Here is a 17,616-nt window from a genome sequence, read left to right as displayed (position 1 = left end):
CAGGGCATGATATTAGAACGTCTGACCCAGCGAGAACTGGAACACCTGCGGATCGTCGCCGTCCTTCTCGTTCAGCGGTTTGGCCACGCTGAACGTCAGCGGCCCGACCGGCGTCAGCCAGGAAAGCCCCAGGCCGACGCTGTAGCGCAGGTCATCGAGATTGACCCCACTGTCGCAGCTCGACGTGTAACCGTCCGGGACGGCATAGCAGTCGGTCAGATAAGTATTACCGCCATCGAGGAAGATGCTGGTCTGCAGGGACCGGCGATCCTCGATCCACGGGAACGGATAGATCAACTCGGCAGAGCCTTCGACCAGGACGTTACCGCCCAGGGTATCGTCGTCGCCATCGCCACGCTCCGTCGTCTTCGGCCCCAGCGTGTTGCCGGTGTAGCCGCGCACCGAGCCCAGGCCGCCCGAATAGAAGTTCTCGTAGAACGGGTAAGGATCGTTGGAGCCGAGCGTATCGGCATAGCCCAGGTTGCTGCTGAACTTGAGCGACCAGTCGGGATTGAGTTCGAACAGCTTCTGGCCACGGTAGCGCAGCTTGTAATACTCCGCATCCGACCCCGGGATGGCGGCTTCCAGCGAGACCCGCTGATAGCTGCCTGCCGTCGGCATGATCCCGCGGTTCAGGTTGTTGCGGGTCCAGCTGGCCGTCAGCTTGTAGTTGAAGAAGTCTTCGCCCTGATCGTCGGTGTATTGGACGATCTCCGCCGGCGTGTCGTCGTAGGTATCGATCGACAGACTCTCGAGTCCGACACCGAAGTTGAGACGCGACAGATCGTTGATCGGGTAGCCGAAATTGATGTTGCCGCCGAAGGAGTCGGTCGAGTAGGTCGAGATGTCGGAATCTTCGTAATCCGTCTCGCGATAGAAGACGTTGTAACCGCGCGAGATACCGTCGAGCGTCCAGTACGGGTCGGTGAAACCGAAGTTGATGTTGGTGAACGTGTCGCTTCGCTGCGCGCCGATGTTGACCCGGTTACCCGTCCCCAGGAAGTTGCTCTGGGACAGCGCCGCGCCGTAGATGACCCCGGCCGTCTGAGAGAAGCCGACACTCGCGGAAATGGAACCGGAGGGCTGCTCCTGAACGTTGTAGGTCACGTCCAGCTGATCCGGCTCGCCGGCCACCGGCCGGGTATCCACATCGACCTGCTTGAAGAATCCGAGCCGCTCGAGACGCTGACGCGACTGCGAGATCTGATCGGTCGAGGCTGGCGCCCCTTCCATCTGGACCATTTCACGACGCAGCACTTCGTCCTGGGTCGTGGTGTTGCCTTCGAAGTTGATCCGGCGAACGTACGCACGACGGCCGGGATCGACACGGAAGGTGATGTCCACGGTGTCGCCGGCTTCGTCCACGGTCGGCACCGCCTGGATGTCGGCGAAGGCAAAGCCCTCGGCGCCGAGCTTCTGACGCAGCGCTTCCGAGGATTCGGTCAGTTTGCTCTGGGAGAAATATTCACCCGACTTGGCCGTCACCAGCGAGCGCGCCGTCGACTCGTCGATCTTCAGATCACCATCGAAGCTGATTTCGTCGAGCTTGTAGCGCTTGCCTTCATCGACATTGACGGTGACGAAGATCCGCGACTTGTCGGGGCTGATCGACACTTGGGTCGAGGTGATCGCGAAGTTGACGTAACCGCGATCGAGATACCAGGAACGCAGCGTCTCCAGATCGCCGGACAGCGCTTCACGGGAATATTCGTCATCGGAGAACCAGCCGAAGAACCAGCCCGGCTTGTCCTCGAGCTGGAACAGATCGCTCAGGGTATCGTCGTCGTAGGCCTCGTTGCCGACGACGTTGATCTGGCGAATCTTCGCCACTTCCCCTTCGTTGATATCGATGTTGACGCGGACTCGATTACGCTCGAGCTGTTCGACCGAGGTCTTGATGTTCGAGCTGTAACGCCCCTGAGACTGGTAGAGACGCTCGAGTTCACGTTGCATCTCTTCCAGCGTCGAACGCTGCAGCACCTGACCTTCGGCCAGACCGGCGTCGGTCAGTCCCTTGCGCAGATCATCGTCGGAAATCTGCGAGTTGCCTTCGATATTGATCTCGGCAATGGACGGCCGCTCGACCACGTTGACGATCAGCACGTCGTTATCGCGGGACAACCGAATGTCATCGAACAACCCGGTGTCGAACAGCTGCTGAGCAGCCTCGCCCAGTTGCTGCTCATCGACCGTCTGGTCGGCGCTGACGGGGAAAGCGTTGAAAACGGATGCGGCCGAGACGCGCTGCAGCCCCTCTACACGAATATCCGAAATCTCAAAAGGTGCCGCCAGCGCAACGGGAGAGCTGGCCAGCAGTAGTCCTGCCAATCCGATGGTCTTGAGTTTCATGCAATCAATCGCTTCTGTGGGGTCCGCCCGCGTATCGAACAGGCACCTTATACATTTCTCCCTATGACTGACAAGCTCACGGCTTGCCACTCATGGGGTCTTCCCGTGCGCCGGCATTCTCGGCGCTGACCGCTAACGGCATCCCGTCGCTAGCGTCGCATCAAATCCCTGTCATCACAGTCGCATCAGATCGAAGTAGAGCGCCATCATCATCAGGCACCCGACCAGCGCCACGCCGACGCGCAGGCCCATCGCCTGGGCGGTTTCCGACACTGGCTTGCCTCGAACCAGCTCGATCAGGTAATAGGCCAGATGCCCCCCATCGAGTACCGGAATCGGCAATAGGTTCAGAACCCCCAGGCTGATCGACAGATAAGCCAGGAAGCCGATGAATGTCTCGACCCCGCTGCGTGCCGAATCTCCGGCAATGCGAGCAATGGTGATCGGCCCCGACAGGTTCGAAGGCGATATCCAGCCGACGATCATCTTGCGGATCGAGTCCGCTGTCAGCCACGTCATCTCGCCCGTCTTGGTCACTGCCTGCCCGATCGCCTCGATCGGACCATAGCGAATCTCCCGGCGATAGGACTCAGGCCACTCCACCGCTTGTGATGCGGCACCAACGTAACCGATGTGCTCGCCATCTTCGGCCTGCCTCGACTCGGGTATCAGCGTGATGCTGCGCGTCACGCCGTCTCGCTCGACCTCCAGGGACAGATCGGTACCGGGATGGCTGCGAACGACATCGACGAACGCCACCCAATCGGCAACCGGTTCGCCGTCGACGCTGACGATCCGATCGCCCGCTTCCAGTCCGGCACGGCTCGCCGGGCCATCCTCGAGCACGCGCCCCAGCGTTGCCGGGACTTCAGGGCGCCACGGGGTAATGCCGAGTGACGACATCGGTTGCGGCGGATCCTGACGCACCAGCCACTGCTGCACCGGCACGGCGTGCGTTCGCGTCGCGCCACCCGAGGGATCGCGAGTCGTGAACTGAAGCGCGCCATCGGCGCCGATGGCCGCGATCAGCTGCAGATTGACCTCGTTCCACGACGGTGTCTCGTGGCCCTCGACACTGACGATCTCCTGGCCACTGCGCAAGCCGCCCTGGAACGCGAGCGAATCCGGCGCCACGTCGCCGATCACCGGCGCTACCGTGGTCGACCCATAAACGAACAGTGCCCAGTAGGCCACCAGCGCCAACAGGAAATTGGCAATCGGTCCCGCCGCCACGATCGCGATTCGGGCCCAGACGCTCTTGCGATTGAAAGCGCGATCGAGCTCTTCCGGCGCTACCGGCCCCTCGCGCTCGTCGAGCATCTTGACATAACCGCCCAACGGAATGGCAGCGATGGCATATTCCGTGCCCTGCCGATCGAAGCGCGACCACAGCGGCTTGCCGAAACCGACCGAGAAGCGGAGCACCTTGACGCCACAACGACGGGCCACCCAGAAATGCCCGAACTCGTGAAACGTGATCAGCAGACCGAGTACGACGATGACCGCCAGTACGTTCTGGATCGTATCCATCACGCCCGCCCCTCCTGGAAAGACCGTTGACGCAGCAAACGCTCGGCCAACTGCCGTGCTCGTGCATCCTCGCACAATACCACGTCGAGCGAATCCGCCGCGCGCACCTCGGTCGCCTCCAGGGTCGCCTGCACCAGACGGGCGATACCCAGAAAAGGGAGTCTTCCATCGAGGAACGCCTGCACCGCCACTTCATTGGCGGCATTGAGACTCGCGGGTGCCGTACCGCCTGCCGCCATGGCTTCCCGCGCCAGGCGCAGGCAGGGGAAGCGCGCTTCGTCCGGAGCCTCGAAATCGAGCCGGGACACCGCGAACAGATCGAGAGGCTCGACCCCGGCTTCGACTCGCGCCGGCCAGGCCAGACCATAGGCGATCGGCGTCCGCATGTCCGGATTCCCCATCTGCGCCAGCACCGAGCCGTCGACATAACCGACCATCGAATGAACGATGCTTTGCGGATGGACCACCACCTCGACCTGCTCGGGCGCCGCATCGAACAGCCAGCAGGCCTCGATCAATTCGAGCCCCTTGTTCATCAAGGTCGCGCTGTCCACCGAGATCTTGCGCCCCATCGACCAATTGGGATGAGCACAAGCCTGATCCGGCGTCACCGCTTCCAGCGCCTCCCGAGACCACTCCCGGAACGGCCCGCCCGAGGCGGTCAACAGTAGCCGCGACACGCCGTGACGGGACAACCCGCCACGATGCTGCATAGGAAGACACTGATAGATGGCATTATGTTCCGAATCGATGGGCAAAAGAGTCGCGCCATGACGCGACACGGCATCCATGAAAAGCCCGCCGGACATCACCAGCGCTTCCTTGTTGGCCAGCAGCACGCGCTTGCCGGCTTCCACGGCTGCCAGCGTCGGCAGCAATCCCGCCGCCCCGATGATCGCCGCCATCACCGTATCGGCCTCGGCGGCGCGCGCCACGTCCAATAGCGCTGCCTCTCCATGGCCGACATCGACATCACCACGCCCGGCTTCGCGCAACTGCGTTCGAAGCCATTCGGCATCGTTCTCCGTGCCGATCACCGCTCGGGCCGGGGCAAAACGCAAACAGATATCGAGCAGCGACTCGCGCGAACGATGCGCGGTCACCGCATAGAGTTCGTAAGCGTCGGGGTGTTGAGAGATCACGTCCAGCGTGCTGCGACCGATGGAACCGGTTGCACCCAGCAGGGTGACCTTGCGAGAAGATGAGGGCATCAGCGTGCTATCCCAGCCAGGGGAGGATCAAAGCGAAGAGCGGAACGGCAGCGGTCAGGCTATCGATGCGGTCGAGAATGCCACCGTGACCCGGTAGCAGACGACTGGAATCCTTCAGGCCACGAAAGCGCTTGAGCATGCTTTCGAGTAGATCCCCGATGACGGAAATGAACGCGACGACCAGCGCCACGGCCAGCAAGGCCAGCGTCTGACGACTGTCGAGCGAGAGCCACGCGGCGTAGATGAAGACTAGGATCGCCACGGCTACCCAGCCACCATAGACGCCTTCCCAGGACTTGCCCGGACTGACGTGCGGCGCCAGCTTGCGGCGGCCGAAGCGCCGACCGGAGAAATACGCACCGATGTCTGCCACCCAGACCAGCAGCAGTACGAACAGCAGCCACTCGCTACCGTCCTGCCGCAACTGGTAGAGCCCGACCCAACAAGGCAACAGCACCCAGGCTCCCATGCCCAGGCGCAGCGCCGGCGGCTGCCACTGTTCGGTCTTTTGGGGATAGCGCGAAACCCACCAGGCGTTGATCGACCAGCCAATGGCGCCGATCCATAGTGGCCAACGATCCAGCATCCAATCCGCCCACCAGGCAATCGATAGCAACAGCCCGAGACCGGCAGTGTAGAGCAGCCTCGACTTGACGTCATCGAATCCGGCGAGACGCGCCCACTCCCACGCGCCAAGCAGCACCACCAGGGCGGTAAACGTCGCAAAGCCGCCCCCCGACAACCCGAACAGGCCACCGAGTGCCAGAGGCGCCAATACCAGCGCCGTCAATATGCGCTGCTTAAGCACCCTGGGCCTCGATCTGCTGCTGGCTCATGCCGAAACGGCGCTGACGTTGCTGAAAAGTCTCGAGCGCTGCATCGAATGCCGCACCGTCGAAATCGGGCCACAGCTCCGGCGCAAACACGAACTCCGCGTAGGCAAGCTGCCATAACAGGAAATTAGAGATTCGTTGCTCCCCACTGGTGCGAATGCACAGATCGATCGGTGGTTCCTGACTCAGGCATATCTCGCGATCCAGCGCCGTCTCGTCGATGGCATCGGGACTCATCACACCCTCGGCAACCTTGCGCGCCAGGCGCTGTGCTGCGGAAGCGATGTCCCAACGGCCACCGTAATTGGCCGCCACCACGAGATGCATCCCCGTATTGTCGCGGGTCAGTGCTTCGGCACGACTCATCGACTTCTGCAAAGACGACGAGAAACGCTGACGATCGCCAATGATGCTGAGACGAATATCGTTTTCGTGGAGCTTTTTCACCTCGCGCTTGAGCACCAGCATGAAAAGTTCCATCAGCGCGCTGACCTCGGCCGAGGGCCGGCGCCAGTTTTCACTTGAAAAGGCGAAGAGCGTAAGGGTCTCGATACGTTGCTCTGCCGCACGCCGAATGACCGCACGCAGCGATTCGACGCCAGCACGATGTCCTTGCGCGCTGGAAAGCTCTCTGGCGCGCGCCCAGCGATTGTTGCCGTCCATGATGATCGCCACGTGGCGAGGCATCGGCGACATCGCTTGAACGTCACGCGACTGCATGTCTGTCATGATAGCTCGCAAGACAGGTGGACAGTGGCGCCCGGCCCCTGTCGAGACCGGACGCCCCGGTCCTCATACCTGCATCAGGTCGTGTTCCTTGGTTTCCAGGAGCCGATCGATTTCAGCGACGTGCTTGTCGGTCAGCTTCTGGATTTCCTCTTCACCGCGGCGTTCCTCGTCTTCGTTGATCTCCTTGTCCTTGAGCAACGTCTTGAGGTCGCCATTGGCGTCGCGGCGTATGCTGCGGATCGCAACGCGCGCGTTCTCGGCCTCGGCACGCGCCTGCTTGATATAGTTGCGGCGCGTCTCCTCGGTCAACGGCGGCATCGGAACCCGGATCACGTTGCCCGCCGTGGCAGGGTTCAGTCCCAGATCGGCCATCATGATCGCCTTCTCGACCTTCGGCACCATCGGCCGCTCCCAGGGCGTCACCGCCAGCGTGCGAGCGTCTTCGATCGTGATGTTGGCAACCTGGTTGATCGGCATGTTGCTGCCGTAATACTCCACCATCACCGCGTCGAGGATACTCGGGTGTGCCCGCCCCGTGCGGATCTTGTGAAAATTGTTCTGGAGCGCTTCCAGGCTCTTCTTCATGCGCGCGCTAGCGTCTTTCTTGATATCGTCGATCATGTCCTAAACCTCAATCAATCAGCGTGCCTTCTCGCCCACCGACTACCAGATTCAACAGCGCCCCAGGCTTGGTCATGTCGAAGACGCGAACCGGCATGTCATGGTCCCGTACCAGGCAGATGGCGGTCAAATCCATGACGCCAAGCTTCTGGTCCAGCACGTCATCGTAGCCCAAACGCTCGTACTTGACGGCTTCCGGATGCTTGACCGGGTCCTTGTCGTAGACGCCATCGACCTTGGTTGCCTTGACCACCACGTTGGCGTCGATCTCGATGCCTCGCAGGCAGGCGGCAGAGTCGGTCGTAAAGAAGGGGTTACCCGTACCGGCGGAGAAGATGACCACGTCACCGGACGTGAGATAGCGAATCGCGGTACGCCGATCATAGTGTTCGACGACACCGCTCATGGGGATTGCCGACATCACCCGCGAACGAATGTTGGAGCGCTCCAGCGCATCGCGCATCGCCAGTGCATTCATCACCGTGGCCAGCATGCCCATATGATCGCCGGTGACCCGCTCCATGCCCGCCGCATGCAACGCCGCACCCCGGAACAGGTTGCCGCCGCCGATCACGATCCCGATTTGAACACCGATGCCCACCAGTTGACCAATCTCCAGCGCCATGCGATCGAGCACCTTGGGATCGATGCCAAAGTCCTGCTCACCGGTCAGCGCCTCACCTGACAGCTTCAGCAATATGCGCTTGTACTTTGACTTATCGCCACGTTCAGGCTTATCGCCACGCTCGTTGGGCTTGTTGGGTCGATCGATGACTTCAGGCATGACGCTTTCTCCTGGTTTGACGAGTCGGGTTCGGCAGGTCATGACAGATGCATTTCTCATCTGCCGGATACGCGATGGCGTGCGCTTTCGCGCACGCCATCGATGAGGCTGGAACCAGGCGATGATACCTGATCCTCAACCCCAGGCATTACAGGAAACTCAGCTGCGACGAGCCTGTTCCATCACTTCCTTGGCGAAGTCGACTTCTTCTTTCTCGATGCCTTCACCGACCTCGAAGCGCGTGAACCCGACGACTTCGCCACCGGCAGCCTTGGCATATGCCGCGACGGTCTGATTCGGATCCTTGACGAACGGCTGCTCGGTCAGGCTGTTTTCCGCCAGATACTTCTTGAGACGGCCCTGGACCATCTTCTCGGCGATTTCCGCCGGCTTGCCTGCCATATCCGGCTGCGCCAGGATGATCGCCTTCTCGCTGTCCAGCTGCGCCTGCGGCATGTCTTCCGGACGCGCGACGACCGGGTTGATCGCGGCCACGTGCATGGAAATGTCCTTGGCCACTTCCGGGTTGCCACCGTTGAGAACGGTCAGCACGCCGATACGGTCACCATGGACGTAGGCACCGACGACGCCGCCTTCCGGTGCTTCAACGACGACCGCACGACGCACGGAGATGTTCTCGCCGATCTTCTGCACCAGCTGGTTGCGGGCGTCTTCCAGTTCACCTTCCATGATCGTGGCGATGTCTTCGGACTTGGTCTCGAAAACCTTGGCCAGAACCTTAGCGGCGAAACCCTTGAAGTTGTCGTCGCGAGAGACGAAGTCGGTTTCCGAATTGACTTCCAGCATCGCGGCGCAGCTGCCGTCTTCGGCGACCTGAGTCAGGATTGCGCCTTCAGCGGCGATACGGCCTGCCTTCTTGGCGGCCTTCAAGCCGGAGTTCTTGCGCAGATCTTCGATCGCACGCTCGATATCGCCGTCGGCTTCGGTCAGTGCTTTCTTGCACTCCATCATGCCGAGACCGGTACGCTCACGCAGTTCCTTGACCAGAGAAGCGCTGATAGCTGCCATGTTCTACCCCTGAGAATCGTGTTTCGTCTGACGAGCGGCGCCAAAGAGCACCGCTCCGGGTGTAAGTGTAAAAAGGGGGCTATAAGCCCCCTTTTATCTGCGCCGAGATCGGCAAACGACTGCCACTCTGCGGGAGCATGCTCAGCGCAGACTCGATGCCGCTTCCCTCTTGCTTACTGGGCGGCGTCGCTCGTCTCACTTGTCTCGCTCACCTCGACGAACTCGTCGGGGCGACCTTCCTTCGCTTTGCCGCAGGCATCGGCGATCGCCTGCACATAGATCTGGATGGCACGGATGGAGTCGTCGTTACCCGGGATGACGTAATCGACGCCGTCCGGATTGGAGTTGGTATCGACCACACCGATCACCGGAATGCCCAGCTTGTTGGCTTCGTTGATCGCGATGCGTTCATGGTCGACGTCGATCACGAACAGCGCATCGGGCAGACCGCCCATGTCCTTGATACCGCCGATGGAGCGCTCGAGCTTGTCCTGCTCGCGAGTCGCCATCAGGACTTCTTTCTTGGTCAGTTTCTCGAACGTGCCGTCTTCGCGCATGGTTTCGAGTTCGCGCAGACGCTTGATCGACTGACGAATGGTCTTGTAGTTGGTCAACATGCCGCCGAGCCAGCGATGGTTGACGAACGGCTGACCCACACGATTGGCTTCTTCCTTGATGATCTTGCTGGCGGAACGCTTGGTGCCGACGAACAGGATCTTGTTGTTGGAAGAGGCCATCTTCTCGACGACGCTCGTCGCTTCCAGCAGTGCCGGCAGCGTGTGCTCGAGGTTGATGATGTGGATCTTGTTACGGGCGCCGAAGATGTACTGACCCATCTTCGGGTTCCAGTAACGAGTCTGGTGACCGAAGTGTGCGCCTGCCTTGAGCAGGTCACGCATATTGACTTGTGCCATGATGACTCCTGAAGAATCGGGTTAGGCCTCCACACACCCCATGGATCCGACCGTTCGGCCAAGCCGTCGCGGCACCCGGGACCATGTGTCGGTGCGTGTGTGTTTTTGATGACGAGGCAATCATGGGAAAGCCCTCGTCGCTACGGGCTCGACTGCCGTGATGGCAACGACATGATGCATATCGCATGCCAGCTTGCCTGCCCCTAAAGACAGGGCAATTGCAGTCGAGCGCGCGGATTTATACCATAGAACGCACGCAAGATGAAGTCGCCGGTCGTCCAACCCTCTCGCCAAGGGTAGCCTCTCATCGACGCCCGAAACGACTCGTCACCCTATCGCCCCTATCGAGAGAGCGCATGAACATTCCACGCAAGACCCCCGAAGAAATCGAGAAAATGCGCGAAGCCGGACGCCAGGCCGCCGCCGTACTGGAAATGATCACGCCACATGTTCGGGCAGGCGTCAGCACCGGCGAACTCGACAAGCTCTGCGATGACTTCGTGGTCCAGGAACTCGGATCGATCTCCGCCTCGCTCAATTACCACGGCTTTCCCAAGTCTATCTGCACCTCGATCAACCACGTGGTCTGTCACGGCATTCCGGACTTCGACAAGAAGCTCAAGAATGGCGACATCATGAACATCGATGTGACCGTGAAGACACCGGACGGTTACCACGGCGACAGCAGCATGATGTTCGTGATCGGCGACACGATCCAGGGCGAACGCCTGTGTCGCATCACTCAGGAGAGCCTATATAAAGGTATCGCCGAGGTTCGACCGGGCGTCAAGCTATCCACCATCGCCCGCGTCATCCAGGCGCACGCCGAGAAAGCCGGCTACTCGGTGGTGCGCGACTTCTGCGGCCACGGCATCGGCGCCGGTTTCCACGAAGAACCGCAGGTGCTGCACTACGACGGCTATGCTCCGGAGGCCGACGTCGAACTCGCCGAAGGCATGTGCCTGACCATCGAGCCGATGCTCAACGCCGGCGGCTACCGCACCAAGGTATTGAAGGATGGCTGGACAGCCGTGACCAAGGACAAGAGCCTGTCTGCACAGTGGGAACACACCCTGCTGGTTACCGCCACTGGCGTGGAAGTCCTGACGGCACGTTCCGACGAAGACTTCAGCTTCCTGGCGTCCTGATCGTCCAGCCAACGCCTCGCCATCGGAGACGCACGTCGCATGCTGCTGCATCACTATCGCTTTCACCCCGACCCGACGCTATTCGATGCAACGGCCTTTCGCGAGGCGCTGGCGCGGGATCGTCAACCGATCCCGCTGTTCAAACAGGCCCTCAGGACGATCCGGGAGCGCCTCGACGAGCGCTTCCGCGCCGGTGCCGACGTACGCGACCTGGTCTACGGTCGCGCCTGGTGCCTGGACCGGTTGCTCGAAATTGCCTGGGAGCGATTCGAGTGGCCGGACGACAACGTCGCGCTCCTCGCCGTCGGCGGTTACGGCCGTGGCGAGTTGCACCCCTACTCCGACATCGACCTGCTGCTGCTGCTCGGCACCGACGATGACACGCCGTATCGCGAGTCGCTGACCAGCTTCATTACCTTCCTCTGGGACATCGGCCTCGAGATCGGCCAGAGCGTACGCTCGCTCAACGACTGCGAACGCGAAGCCCGAGGCGACATCACCGTCATCACCAACCTGCTGGAAACCCGGACGCTGGCGGGGCCGGAAAGTCTGCGCGAGGCGATGCGGGAACGACTGTCGACCCGGCACATGTGGTCATCGGCCACATTTTTCGAGGGCAAGTGGCAGGAGCAGATTACCCGCCACTTCAAGCACAACAACTCCGAGTATCATCTCGAGCCCAACCTCAAGAGCGCGCCAGGCGGGCTGCGCGACATCCAGATGATCGGCTGGGTGGCCAAGCGCCATTTCGGGCCGCTGCGCTACGAGGATGTCGTCGCCCAAGGCTTCATGAACGACGCCGAACTGCGGATTCTGAGCCAGGGCCAGGCCTTCCTGTGGCAGGTGCGCTATGCGCTGCACATGATCGCGGAGCGCGCCGAAGACCGCCTGCTGTTCGATCATCAGCGCGCCCTGGCCAAGCTGTTCGGATACACCGACACGCCGCAGCGTCTCGCGGTCGAGCAGTTCATGAAAGCCTACTATCGCCATGTCACCGCGCTGGCCGGGCTCAACGACATGTTGCTGCAGCATTTCGACGAGGTGATCCTCCACGCGGGCGAGTCGCTCGAGGTCAAGCCGATCAACGCACGCTTCGAGATTCGAGGCGGCTACATCCAGCTGCGCCATCCCAACGTCTTTCTCCACCGCCCCGGCGCGTTGCTGGAGCTGTTCCTGGTGATGGCGCAGCATCCGGAGATCGAAGGCGTGCGTGCCGACACCATCCGTCAGATCCGCGATCACCGCCATCTGATCGACGACGCCTTTCGCGACGACCTGCGCCATCAGAGCCTGTTCATGGAGCTGTTACGCAGCGGCGGCGATGTGCCGACCCAACTCACCCGCATGAACCGCTACGGGGTGCTGGGCAAGTACCTGCCCGAGTTCGGCGAAGCCGTCGGCCTGATGCAGCACGACCTGTTCCACATCTATACCGTCGACGCGCATACGCTGCGTCTCCTGAGCTTCCTCCAGCGCTTCCGCGAGGAACGGGATACCGATGAATACACCGTCGCGATCGACGTGATTCAGAAACTGCCCAAGCTCGAACTGCTGTGGATCGCCGGGCTCTACCACGATATCGGCAAGGGCCGCGGCGGCGATCACTCGGAGCTCGGCGCGATCGACGCCGCCGAATTCTGCCAGCGCCACGCGCTGTCGAACTGGGATACACGCCTGGTCGCATGGCTGGTGGAGCATCATCTGCTGATGTCGAAGACCGCCCAGAAGCGCGACATCTCCGACCCGGACGTGATCCACGCCTTCGCCCGCACGGTGCGCGACGAAACCCATCTCGACTATCTCTACGCACTGACCGTCGCAGACATCAGCGCCACCAACCCGACGCTATGGAACGGCTGGCGCGCCTCGCTGATGCGCCAGCTCTACACCGAGACCCGTCGCGTACTGCGCCGGGGGCTCGACAACACCGTCGATCGCCAGGGCTGGGCCAGCGAGACCCGCGAGGAAGCATCGGGCCTGCTGCGGGCCATCGGCGCCGACATCGCCCGTGTCACCGCGCTCTGGCAAACCTTCGGCGAGGACTATTTCCTCCAGTACACGCCCAGCGAAATCGTCTGGCAGACCCAGGGCATTCTCGCCCATCGTGACGATCATCTGCCGCTGATCCTGGTCAGCGCGCCCAGCGCGGACATGACCGAGGGCGGCACCAAGCTGTTCATCCACACCCGCTCGGCCGATGACCTGTTCGCCGCCACGGCCGCCGCCATCGAGCAACTGGGCCTGTCGATCCACGATGCGCGCATCGCCACGTCCAGCGACGACTGGACGCTCAATACCTTCATCCTGCTGGATGACGACGACGAAGCCATTCGCGATCCGGAGCGACTGGAAACGATCCGCCGCCATCTGGTCGAGGAGCTCGACGACCCGGACGACTATCCGCAGATCGTCAGCCGCCATACCCCGCGACAGCTGAAGCATTTCCGGGTACCGATCGAGGTCATCATCGAACAGGATCCCGCCAATGCCCGCACCTCGCTGGAACTGATCGCACCGGACCGCCCGGGGCTGCTGGCTCGTGTCGGACGCATCTTCATGGAGCAGAACATCGCCTTGTCGGCGGCCAAGATCGCCACCCTCGGCGAACGCGTCGAAGACGTCTTCTTCATCACCGACAAGCGCGGGCAGCCGCTGACCGACCCGGAAGCCCAGGCGCGCCTGCGCGAGCGCCTGTACGAAGTGCTAGACGTATGAAGTGCCAGGCGTATGAAGCCCCGAGGCATGGCTCACGGGGCAGCCACCAACACCCTCAGTCGACCGGTGCAGGATCGGCGTTGGCTTTCAGCCACGCCTGCATCTGTTCTATTTCTGCCTGCTGGGCCTCGATGATCTTTTGAGCCAGTGCCCGCATCTCCGGGTCATTGCCATACTCCAGCTCGACCTGGGCCATCGCGACCGCCCCCTTGTGATGCGCCAGCATGCCGGTGGCAAAGTCGACATCGGGGTCGCCGGTATTCGCCTGCTCCATGTCATGCTGCATGATCGTCGCCGCCTCGCGATAGGCATTGCCGGCCTCGCTGAGGTCGGCATGGATATCCGAGCCGGAGTGGACCTGGTGGTCCCCACTACCGCCACCGGACTGGGCAAAACCCCCAACGGCGAAAACCAGCGAGCCAGCCGCCACGATACCGGCCATCCAGCGCTTTGAAGTCATCATTCGTTATCTCTCCCCAGGAAAAATGCGACATTAGCACCGAGGTGTAACTCACAGGTCAAGCGCGACCTGACGGTTCCGATTATCTCACCGCCCGGGCCAAGCCAGCCAAGTTTTCCCGGCCTGTAACCTGCGGCAAACCGGCGCGGTTTGAGCCGCCGTGCACGGACGCCTATAATCGTCCGCTTCTTCAGAGACGCGCAACGGCCCGCTGCATGACCATCATCGTTTACGGCATCAAGACCTGCGATACCTGCCGCAAGGCCCGGCGCCTGCTCGAGGAACAGGGCATCGCCTATCGCTACCACGATCTGCGCGAGGACGGCCTCGATCCACGGCAACTGGATGCCTTCCTGAGCCTGGCCGACTGGAAAACGCTGCTCAACACCCGCAGCACGACCTGGCGCCAGCTCGATGCCTCGGACAAGCAGCCGCTGGATGCCGAGCGGGCGCGGGAGCTGATGCTCGCCAATCCGACATTGATCAAGCGACCGGTACTGCAAAGGACGAACTCCGAAAACGACGACACGCTGATCGTCGGTTTCGACCCTGCCCGCTACGCAGCGCTGGCTTCCTGAATGGCCCTGGCGCGCCTGATCCACGATCGTCTCGACGACACCTTTCGACAACCATCATGAGGAACCTGCGATGCTGAGCTTCGCGCTAGGAATCGGCACCCAGAACAGTCAGGGCGACTGGCTCGAAGTCTACTACCCGGCCCCGTTGCACCAACCCGACGCCAGGCTCGTCGCCGCTGCACGCCAGGCGCTGGGTGCTGACGAGGCCGAGGAAGTCGTCAGCTTCCTGCCGGAACACGCAGCCCCCCTGGCCAAGGCCCTGCGCGACGCCGGTGCCACCGACCAGGCCGATATCGCCGAGACCTTCGCCGACGCACAGCGTCCGCTGGTCGCCGTCTTTCTGAGCGAGGATCATGCGCCGACCAGCGTGCCGGAGGTCTATCTCAAGCTGCACTTGCTCTCCCATCGCCTGATCAAGCCTCACGGCACCCAGCTCGACGGCATGTTCGGCCTGCTCAAGAACATCGCCTGGACCAACGAAGGCGCCATCGACGTCGAAGAGCTGCCGGCACGTCGTCTCAAGGCCCGTCTCGCCGGACGCGCGCTCTCCGTGGACTGCGTCGACAAGTTCCCCAAGATGACCGATTACGTCGTGCCCAAGGGTATCCGGATCGGCGATACCGCCCGCGTGCGTCTCGGCGCCCACCTGGGCGAAGGCACCACGGTCATGCACGAAGGTTTCTGCAACTTCAATGCCGGCACCGAAGGTCCGGGCATGGTCGAAGGCCGGATCTCCGCCGGTGTCTTCGTCGGCAAGGGCTCGGACCTAGGCGCCGGCTGCTCGACCATGGGCACGCTCTCTGGCGGCGGCAACGTGGTGATCAAGATCGGCGAGAACTGCCTGATCGGCGCCAACGCCGGCCTTGGCATTCCCCTCGGCGACCGCTGCACTGTCGAAGCGGGCCTCTATGTCACCGCTGGCTCCAAGGTGACCGTGCTCGACGACAAGGGCGAGGCCGTCAAGACCGTCGCCGCCCGTGAACTCGCAGGCCAGGACGACCTCCTGTTCATTCGCCACTCGGTGACCGGGCGCCTGGAGTGCCGCACCAACAAGAGTGCCGTGGCGCTCAACGAATCCCTGCACGCTCACAACTGATCCGGACCGACCGGCCGCCTGCCCTGGAGAACTGCATGCCTAACGCGTCACAGACGACCGCGCCTTCCGACACGCTGGCCCTGGCCCTGGAGCTGCTCAGGCGACCGTCGGTGACGCCGGACGACCATGGTTGCCAGGCATTGATGATCGAGCGGCTGGAACGGATCGGCTTTCAGATCGAGCGCATGCCGATCGGCGGCATCGACAACTTCTGGGCTACCCGCGGCCAGCACGGGCCGATGCTCGCCTTTGCCGGCCATACCGATGTCGTACCCAGCGGCCCGGAGAGCGAATGGCAACATCCGCCCTTCGAGCCGTTGATCGACGAGGCGGGCTTTCTCTGCGGTCGGGGTGCCGCCGACATGAAGGGCAGCCTGGCGTCGATGGTGACGGCGGTCGAGCGCTTCGTCGCCGCGCATCCGGATCATCACGGCAGGATCGGCTTCCTTATCACCGCCGATGAAGAAGGGCCAGCGGTACACGGCACTCGCGCGGTCGTCGAACGGCTGCGCGAACGCAATGAGCCGCTGGATTACTGCATCGTCGGCGAGCCCTCCTCCACCAGCCATCTCGGCGACGTGATCAAAAACGGGCGCCGCGGCTCGCTGGGCGGCGTGCTTCGCGTGCGCGGCATCCAGGGTCACGTGGCCTATCCGCACCTGGCCCGCAATCCGATTCATCAGGCGCTGCCGGCCCTGTCCGAGCTGGTGAACGAGTCCTGGGATGCCGGTAACGACTTCTTCCCGGCGACCAGTTTCCAGATCTCCAACCTGCATGCCGGGACCGGCGCGACCAATGTCGTTCCCGGCGAGCTGGAAGTAACGTTCAACTTCCGCTATTCCAGCGAAGTGACGCATCTTCAACTACGCGAACGGGTCGAGCGGAAGCTCTCCGCTCACGGACTCGACTATCAGATCGACTGGACGCTCAACGGCGAACCATTCCTGACCGCGGCCGGCGAGCTGCTCGAGGCAACACAGCAGGCCTGCGAGAGTGTCACCGGACACCGGCCGACGCTTTCGACCTCGGGCGGCACGTCGGACGGCCGCTTCATTGCTACACTGGGCACACAGGTAATCGAGCTGGGTCCCGTCAATGCCACTATTCACCAGGTCAACGAACGCATCCGTGCCGACGACCTCGATACCCTGAGCCGCATCTACGAAGCGACACTCGAGCGGCTGTTCACCTGAGGAACCCATGGAGCGTTTTCCTGACATCGAAATCTATCTCGCCGTCGCTGACGTCGACGCCATCACCCGATGGCTCAGGGCCGCCCTGGGCGATGAGGAGATGACACTGGGCCGCGCCGGCAAGGGGATCTGGCGTGGCAAGGCGGCGGGCACCGAGCGCGAAATCGGCATCATGCTCGTCGAACGGGCCGCTGACGGCTACGCCAGTCTGTGGTTCGATTGCGATGCCACGCCCTGGCCCAGGGATACCGACTGTGCGCGTGACGCCGCTGGCGAGCTGGGCTGCGAGGCACGCTGCTCTCTCGGCGGCTGGCAACCTGGCGATGATCCCGATCGCTTCTGGCAGGTACTGCCGGACGGCAGCGAGAACATCATGGAGTGGCCGGACTCGGGCCGTTAATTGCGCCCTGGCCGCCGAAATGCGGC

General features: G+C 62.3%; 16 protein-coding genes. 6 read left to right on the top strand and 10 right to left on the bottom strand.

The genetic code is table 11. From position 1 onward, the window contains the following. Positions 1-12: 12 nt before the first annotated feature. From bamA to rpsB, 9 genes are all read right to left on the bottom strand, one after another. Positions 13-2,349: an outer membrane protein assembly factor BamA gene (gene bamA / locus R5R73_RS04390; protein ID WP_322528902.1), complete on the bottom strand. Its 2,337-nt coding sequence runs from the start codon at positions 2,347-2,349 to the stop codon at positions 13-15. Between the two features lie 174 nt (positions 2,350-2,523). Continuing rightward, positions 2,524-3,879 (bottom strand): sigma E protease regulator RseP, encoded by a 1,356-nt coding sequence (gene rseP / locus R5R73_RS04385; RefSeq protein ID WP_322529559.1) that lies wholly within the window; start codon positions 3,877-3,879, stop codon positions 2,524-2,526. Beyond that, a complete protein-coding gene (gene ispC / locus R5R73_RS04380; protein WP_071231816.1) occupies positions 3,879-5,090 on the bottom strand; it encodes a 1-deoxy-D-xylulose-5-phosphate reductoisomerase in 1,212 nt (403 codons plus the stop codon). Before ispC ends, rseP begins: the two co-directional genes overlap by 1 nt. 7 nt (positions 5,091-5,097) lie before the next feature. Then, complete coding sequence (locus R5R73_RS04375; protein WP_322528901.1) at positions 5,098-5,898, bottom strand: phosphatidate cytidylyltransferase; 801 nt, start codon at positions 5,896-5,898, stop codon at positions 5,098-5,100. Continuing rightward, positions 5,891-6,652: a polyprenyl diphosphate synthase gene (uppS, locus tag R5R73_RS04370; RefSeq protein ID WP_322528900.1), complete on the bottom strand. Its 762-nt coding sequence runs from the start codon at positions 6,650-6,652 to the stop codon at positions 5,891-5,893. The genes R5R73_RS04375 and uppS overlap by 8 nt, the downstream gene beginning before the upstream one ends. 63 nt (positions 6,653-6,715) lie before the next feature. Further along, a complete protein-coding gene (gene frr, locus R5R73_RS04365; protein WP_071231813.1) occupies positions 6,716-7,273 on the bottom strand; it encodes a ribosome recycling factor in 558 nt (185 codons plus the stop codon). Between the two features lie 10 nt (positions 7,274-7,283). Further along, positions 7,284-8,057 carry a UMP kinase gene (gene pyrH / locus R5R73_RS04360; RefSeq protein WP_071231812.1) on the bottom strand — a complete coding sequence of 258 codons (774 nt, stop codon included), beginning with the start codon at positions 8,055-8,057 and terminating at the stop codon, positions 7,284-7,286. A 159-nt stretch (positions 8,058-8,216) separates the two neighbouring features. After that, the gene (tsf, locus tag R5R73_RS04355) at positions 8,217-9,086 is read right to left on the bottom strand and encodes a translation elongation factor Ts (protein WP_071231811.1); all 870 of its coding nucleotides are present in this window, start codon (positions 9,084-9,086) and stop codon (positions 8,217-8,219) included. Positions 9,087-9,259: 173 nt separating this feature from the next. After that, a complete protein-coding gene (rpsB, locus tag R5R73_RS04350; RefSeq protein WP_071231810.1) occupies positions 9,260-10,000 on the bottom strand; it encodes a 30S ribosomal protein S2 in 741 nt (246 codons plus the stop codon). 356 nt (positions 10,001-10,356) lie between these two features. On the opposite strand from rpsB, the gene map reads away from it, so the two are divergent. Both map and R5R73_RS04340 read left to right on the top strand, forming a co-directional pair. Further along, entirely contained in the window at positions 10,357-11,148 is a 792-nt protein-coding gene (gene map, locus R5R73_RS04345; protein WP_071231809.1) for a type I methionyl aminopeptidase, read from the top strand. Between the two features lie 39 nt (positions 11,149-11,187). Then, entirely contained in the window at positions 11,188-13,863 is a 2,676-nt protein-coding gene (locus R5R73_RS04340) for a [protein-PII] uridylyltransferase (protein ID WP_322528899.1), read from the top strand. 55 nt (positions 13,864-13,918) lie between these two features. Here R5R73_RS04340 and R5R73_RS04335 read toward each other — a convergent pair whose 3' ends face one another. Next, on the bottom strand, positions 13,919-14,326 hold the full coding sequence (locus R5R73_RS04335) for a DUF305 domain-containing protein (protein WP_322528898.1): 408 nt from the start codon (positions 14,324-14,326) through the stop codon (positions 13,919-13,921). 212 nt (positions 14,327-14,538) lie between these two features. Here R5R73_RS04335 and R5R73_RS04330 point away from each other — a divergent pair, with 212 nt between their 5' ends. The 4 genes from R5R73_RS04330 to R5R73_RS04315 all read left to right on the top strand — a co-directional run bounded on the left by R5R73_RS04330 (position 14,539) and on the right by R5R73_RS04315 (position 17,590). After that, the gene (locus tag R5R73_RS04330; protein WP_322528897.1) at positions 14,539-14,901 is read left to right on the top strand and encodes an ArsC family reductase; all 363 of its coding nucleotides are present in this window, start codon (positions 14,539-14,541) and stop codon (positions 14,899-14,901) included. Positions 14,902-14,971: 70 nt separating this feature from the next. After that, positions 14,972-15,997 carry a 2,3,4,5-tetrahydropyridine-2,6-dicarboxylate N-succinyltransferase gene (gene dapD / locus R5R73_RS04325; RefSeq protein ID WP_322528896.1) on the top strand — a complete coding sequence of 342 codons (1,026 nt, stop codon included), beginning with the start codon at positions 14,972-14,974 and terminating at the stop codon, positions 15,995-15,997. Between the two features lie 35 nt (positions 15,998-16,032). Beyond that, entirely contained in the window at positions 16,033-17,190 is a 1,158-nt protein-coding gene (dapE, locus tag R5R73_RS04320; RefSeq protein ID WP_322528895.1) for a succinyl-diaminopimelate desuccinylase, read from the top strand. A 7-nt stretch (positions 17,191-17,197) separates the two neighbouring features. Next, a complete protein-coding gene (locus tag R5R73_RS04315) occupies positions 17,198-17,590 on the top strand; it encodes a hypothetical protein (protein ID WP_322528894.1) in 393 nt (130 codons plus the stop codon). Positions 17,591-17,616: the final 26 nt, after the last annotated feature.

This window comes from Salinicola sp. LHM (assembly GCF_034479735.1).
GTDB lineage: Bacteria > Pseudomonadota > Gammaproteobacteria > Pseudomonadales > Halomonadaceae > Salinicola > Salinicola salarius.
This window is presented reverse-complemented; position numbering and strand designations above follow the sequence as displayed.

Bases quoted from the DNA above. Each gene is read 5' to 3' on its own strand.
- R5R73_RS04335 (WP_322528898.1), bottom strand. From the start codon at position 14,326: ATGATGACTTCAAAGCGCTGGATGGCCGGTATCGTGGCGGCTGGCTCG.
- frr (WP_071231813.1), bottom strand. From the start codon at position 7,273: ATGATCGACGATATCAAGAAAGACGCTAGCGCGCGCATGAAGAAGAGC.
- R5R73_RS04315 (WP_322528894.1), top strand. From the start codon at position 17,198: ATGGAGCGTTTTCCTGACATCGAAATCTATCTCGCCGTCGCTGACGTC.
- R5R73_RS04340 (WP_322528899.1), top strand. From the start codon at position 11,188: ATGCTGCTGCATCACTATCGCTTTCACCCCGACCCGACGCTATTCGAT.
- uppS (WP_322528900.1), bottom strand. From the start codon at position 6,652: ATGACAGACATGCAGTCGCGTGACGTTCAAGCGATGTCGCCGATGCCT.
- bamA (WP_322528902.1), bottom strand. From the start codon at position 2,349: ATGAAACTCAAGACCATCGGATTGGCAGGACTACTGCTGGCCAGCTCT.
- dapE (WP_322528895.1), top strand. From the start codon at position 16,033: ATGCCTAACGCGTCACAGACGACCGCGCCTTCCGACACGCTGGCCCTG.
- ispC (WP_071231816.1), bottom strand. From the start codon at position 5,090: ATGCCCTCATCTTCTCGCAAGGTCACCCTGCTGGGTGCAACCGGTTCC.
- tsf (WP_071231811.1), bottom strand. From the start codon at position 9,086: ATGGCAGCTATCAGCGCTTCTCTGGTCAAGGAACTGCGTGAGCGTACC.
- rpsB (WP_071231810.1), bottom strand. From the start codon at position 10,000: ATGGCACAAGTCAATATGCGTGACCTGCTCAAGGCAGGCGCACACTTC.
- dapD (WP_322528896.1), top strand. From the start codon at position 14,972: ATGCTGAGCTTCGCGCTAGGAATCGGCACCCAGAACAGTCAGGGCGAC.
- map (WP_071231809.1), top strand. From the start codon at position 10,357: ATGAACATTCCACGCAAGACCCCCGAAGAAATCGAGAAAATGCGCGAA.
- R5R73_RS04330 (WP_322528897.1), top strand. From the start codon at position 14,539: ATGACCATCATCGTTTACGGCATCAAGACCTGCGATACCTGCCGCAAG.
- pyrH (WP_071231812.1), bottom strand. From the start codon at position 8,057: ATGCCTGAAGTCATCGATCGACCCAACAAGCCCAACGAGCGTGGCGAT.
- rseP (WP_322529559.1), bottom strand. From the start codon at position 3,879: ATGGATACGATCCAGAACGTACTGGCGGTCATCGTCGTACTCGGTCTG.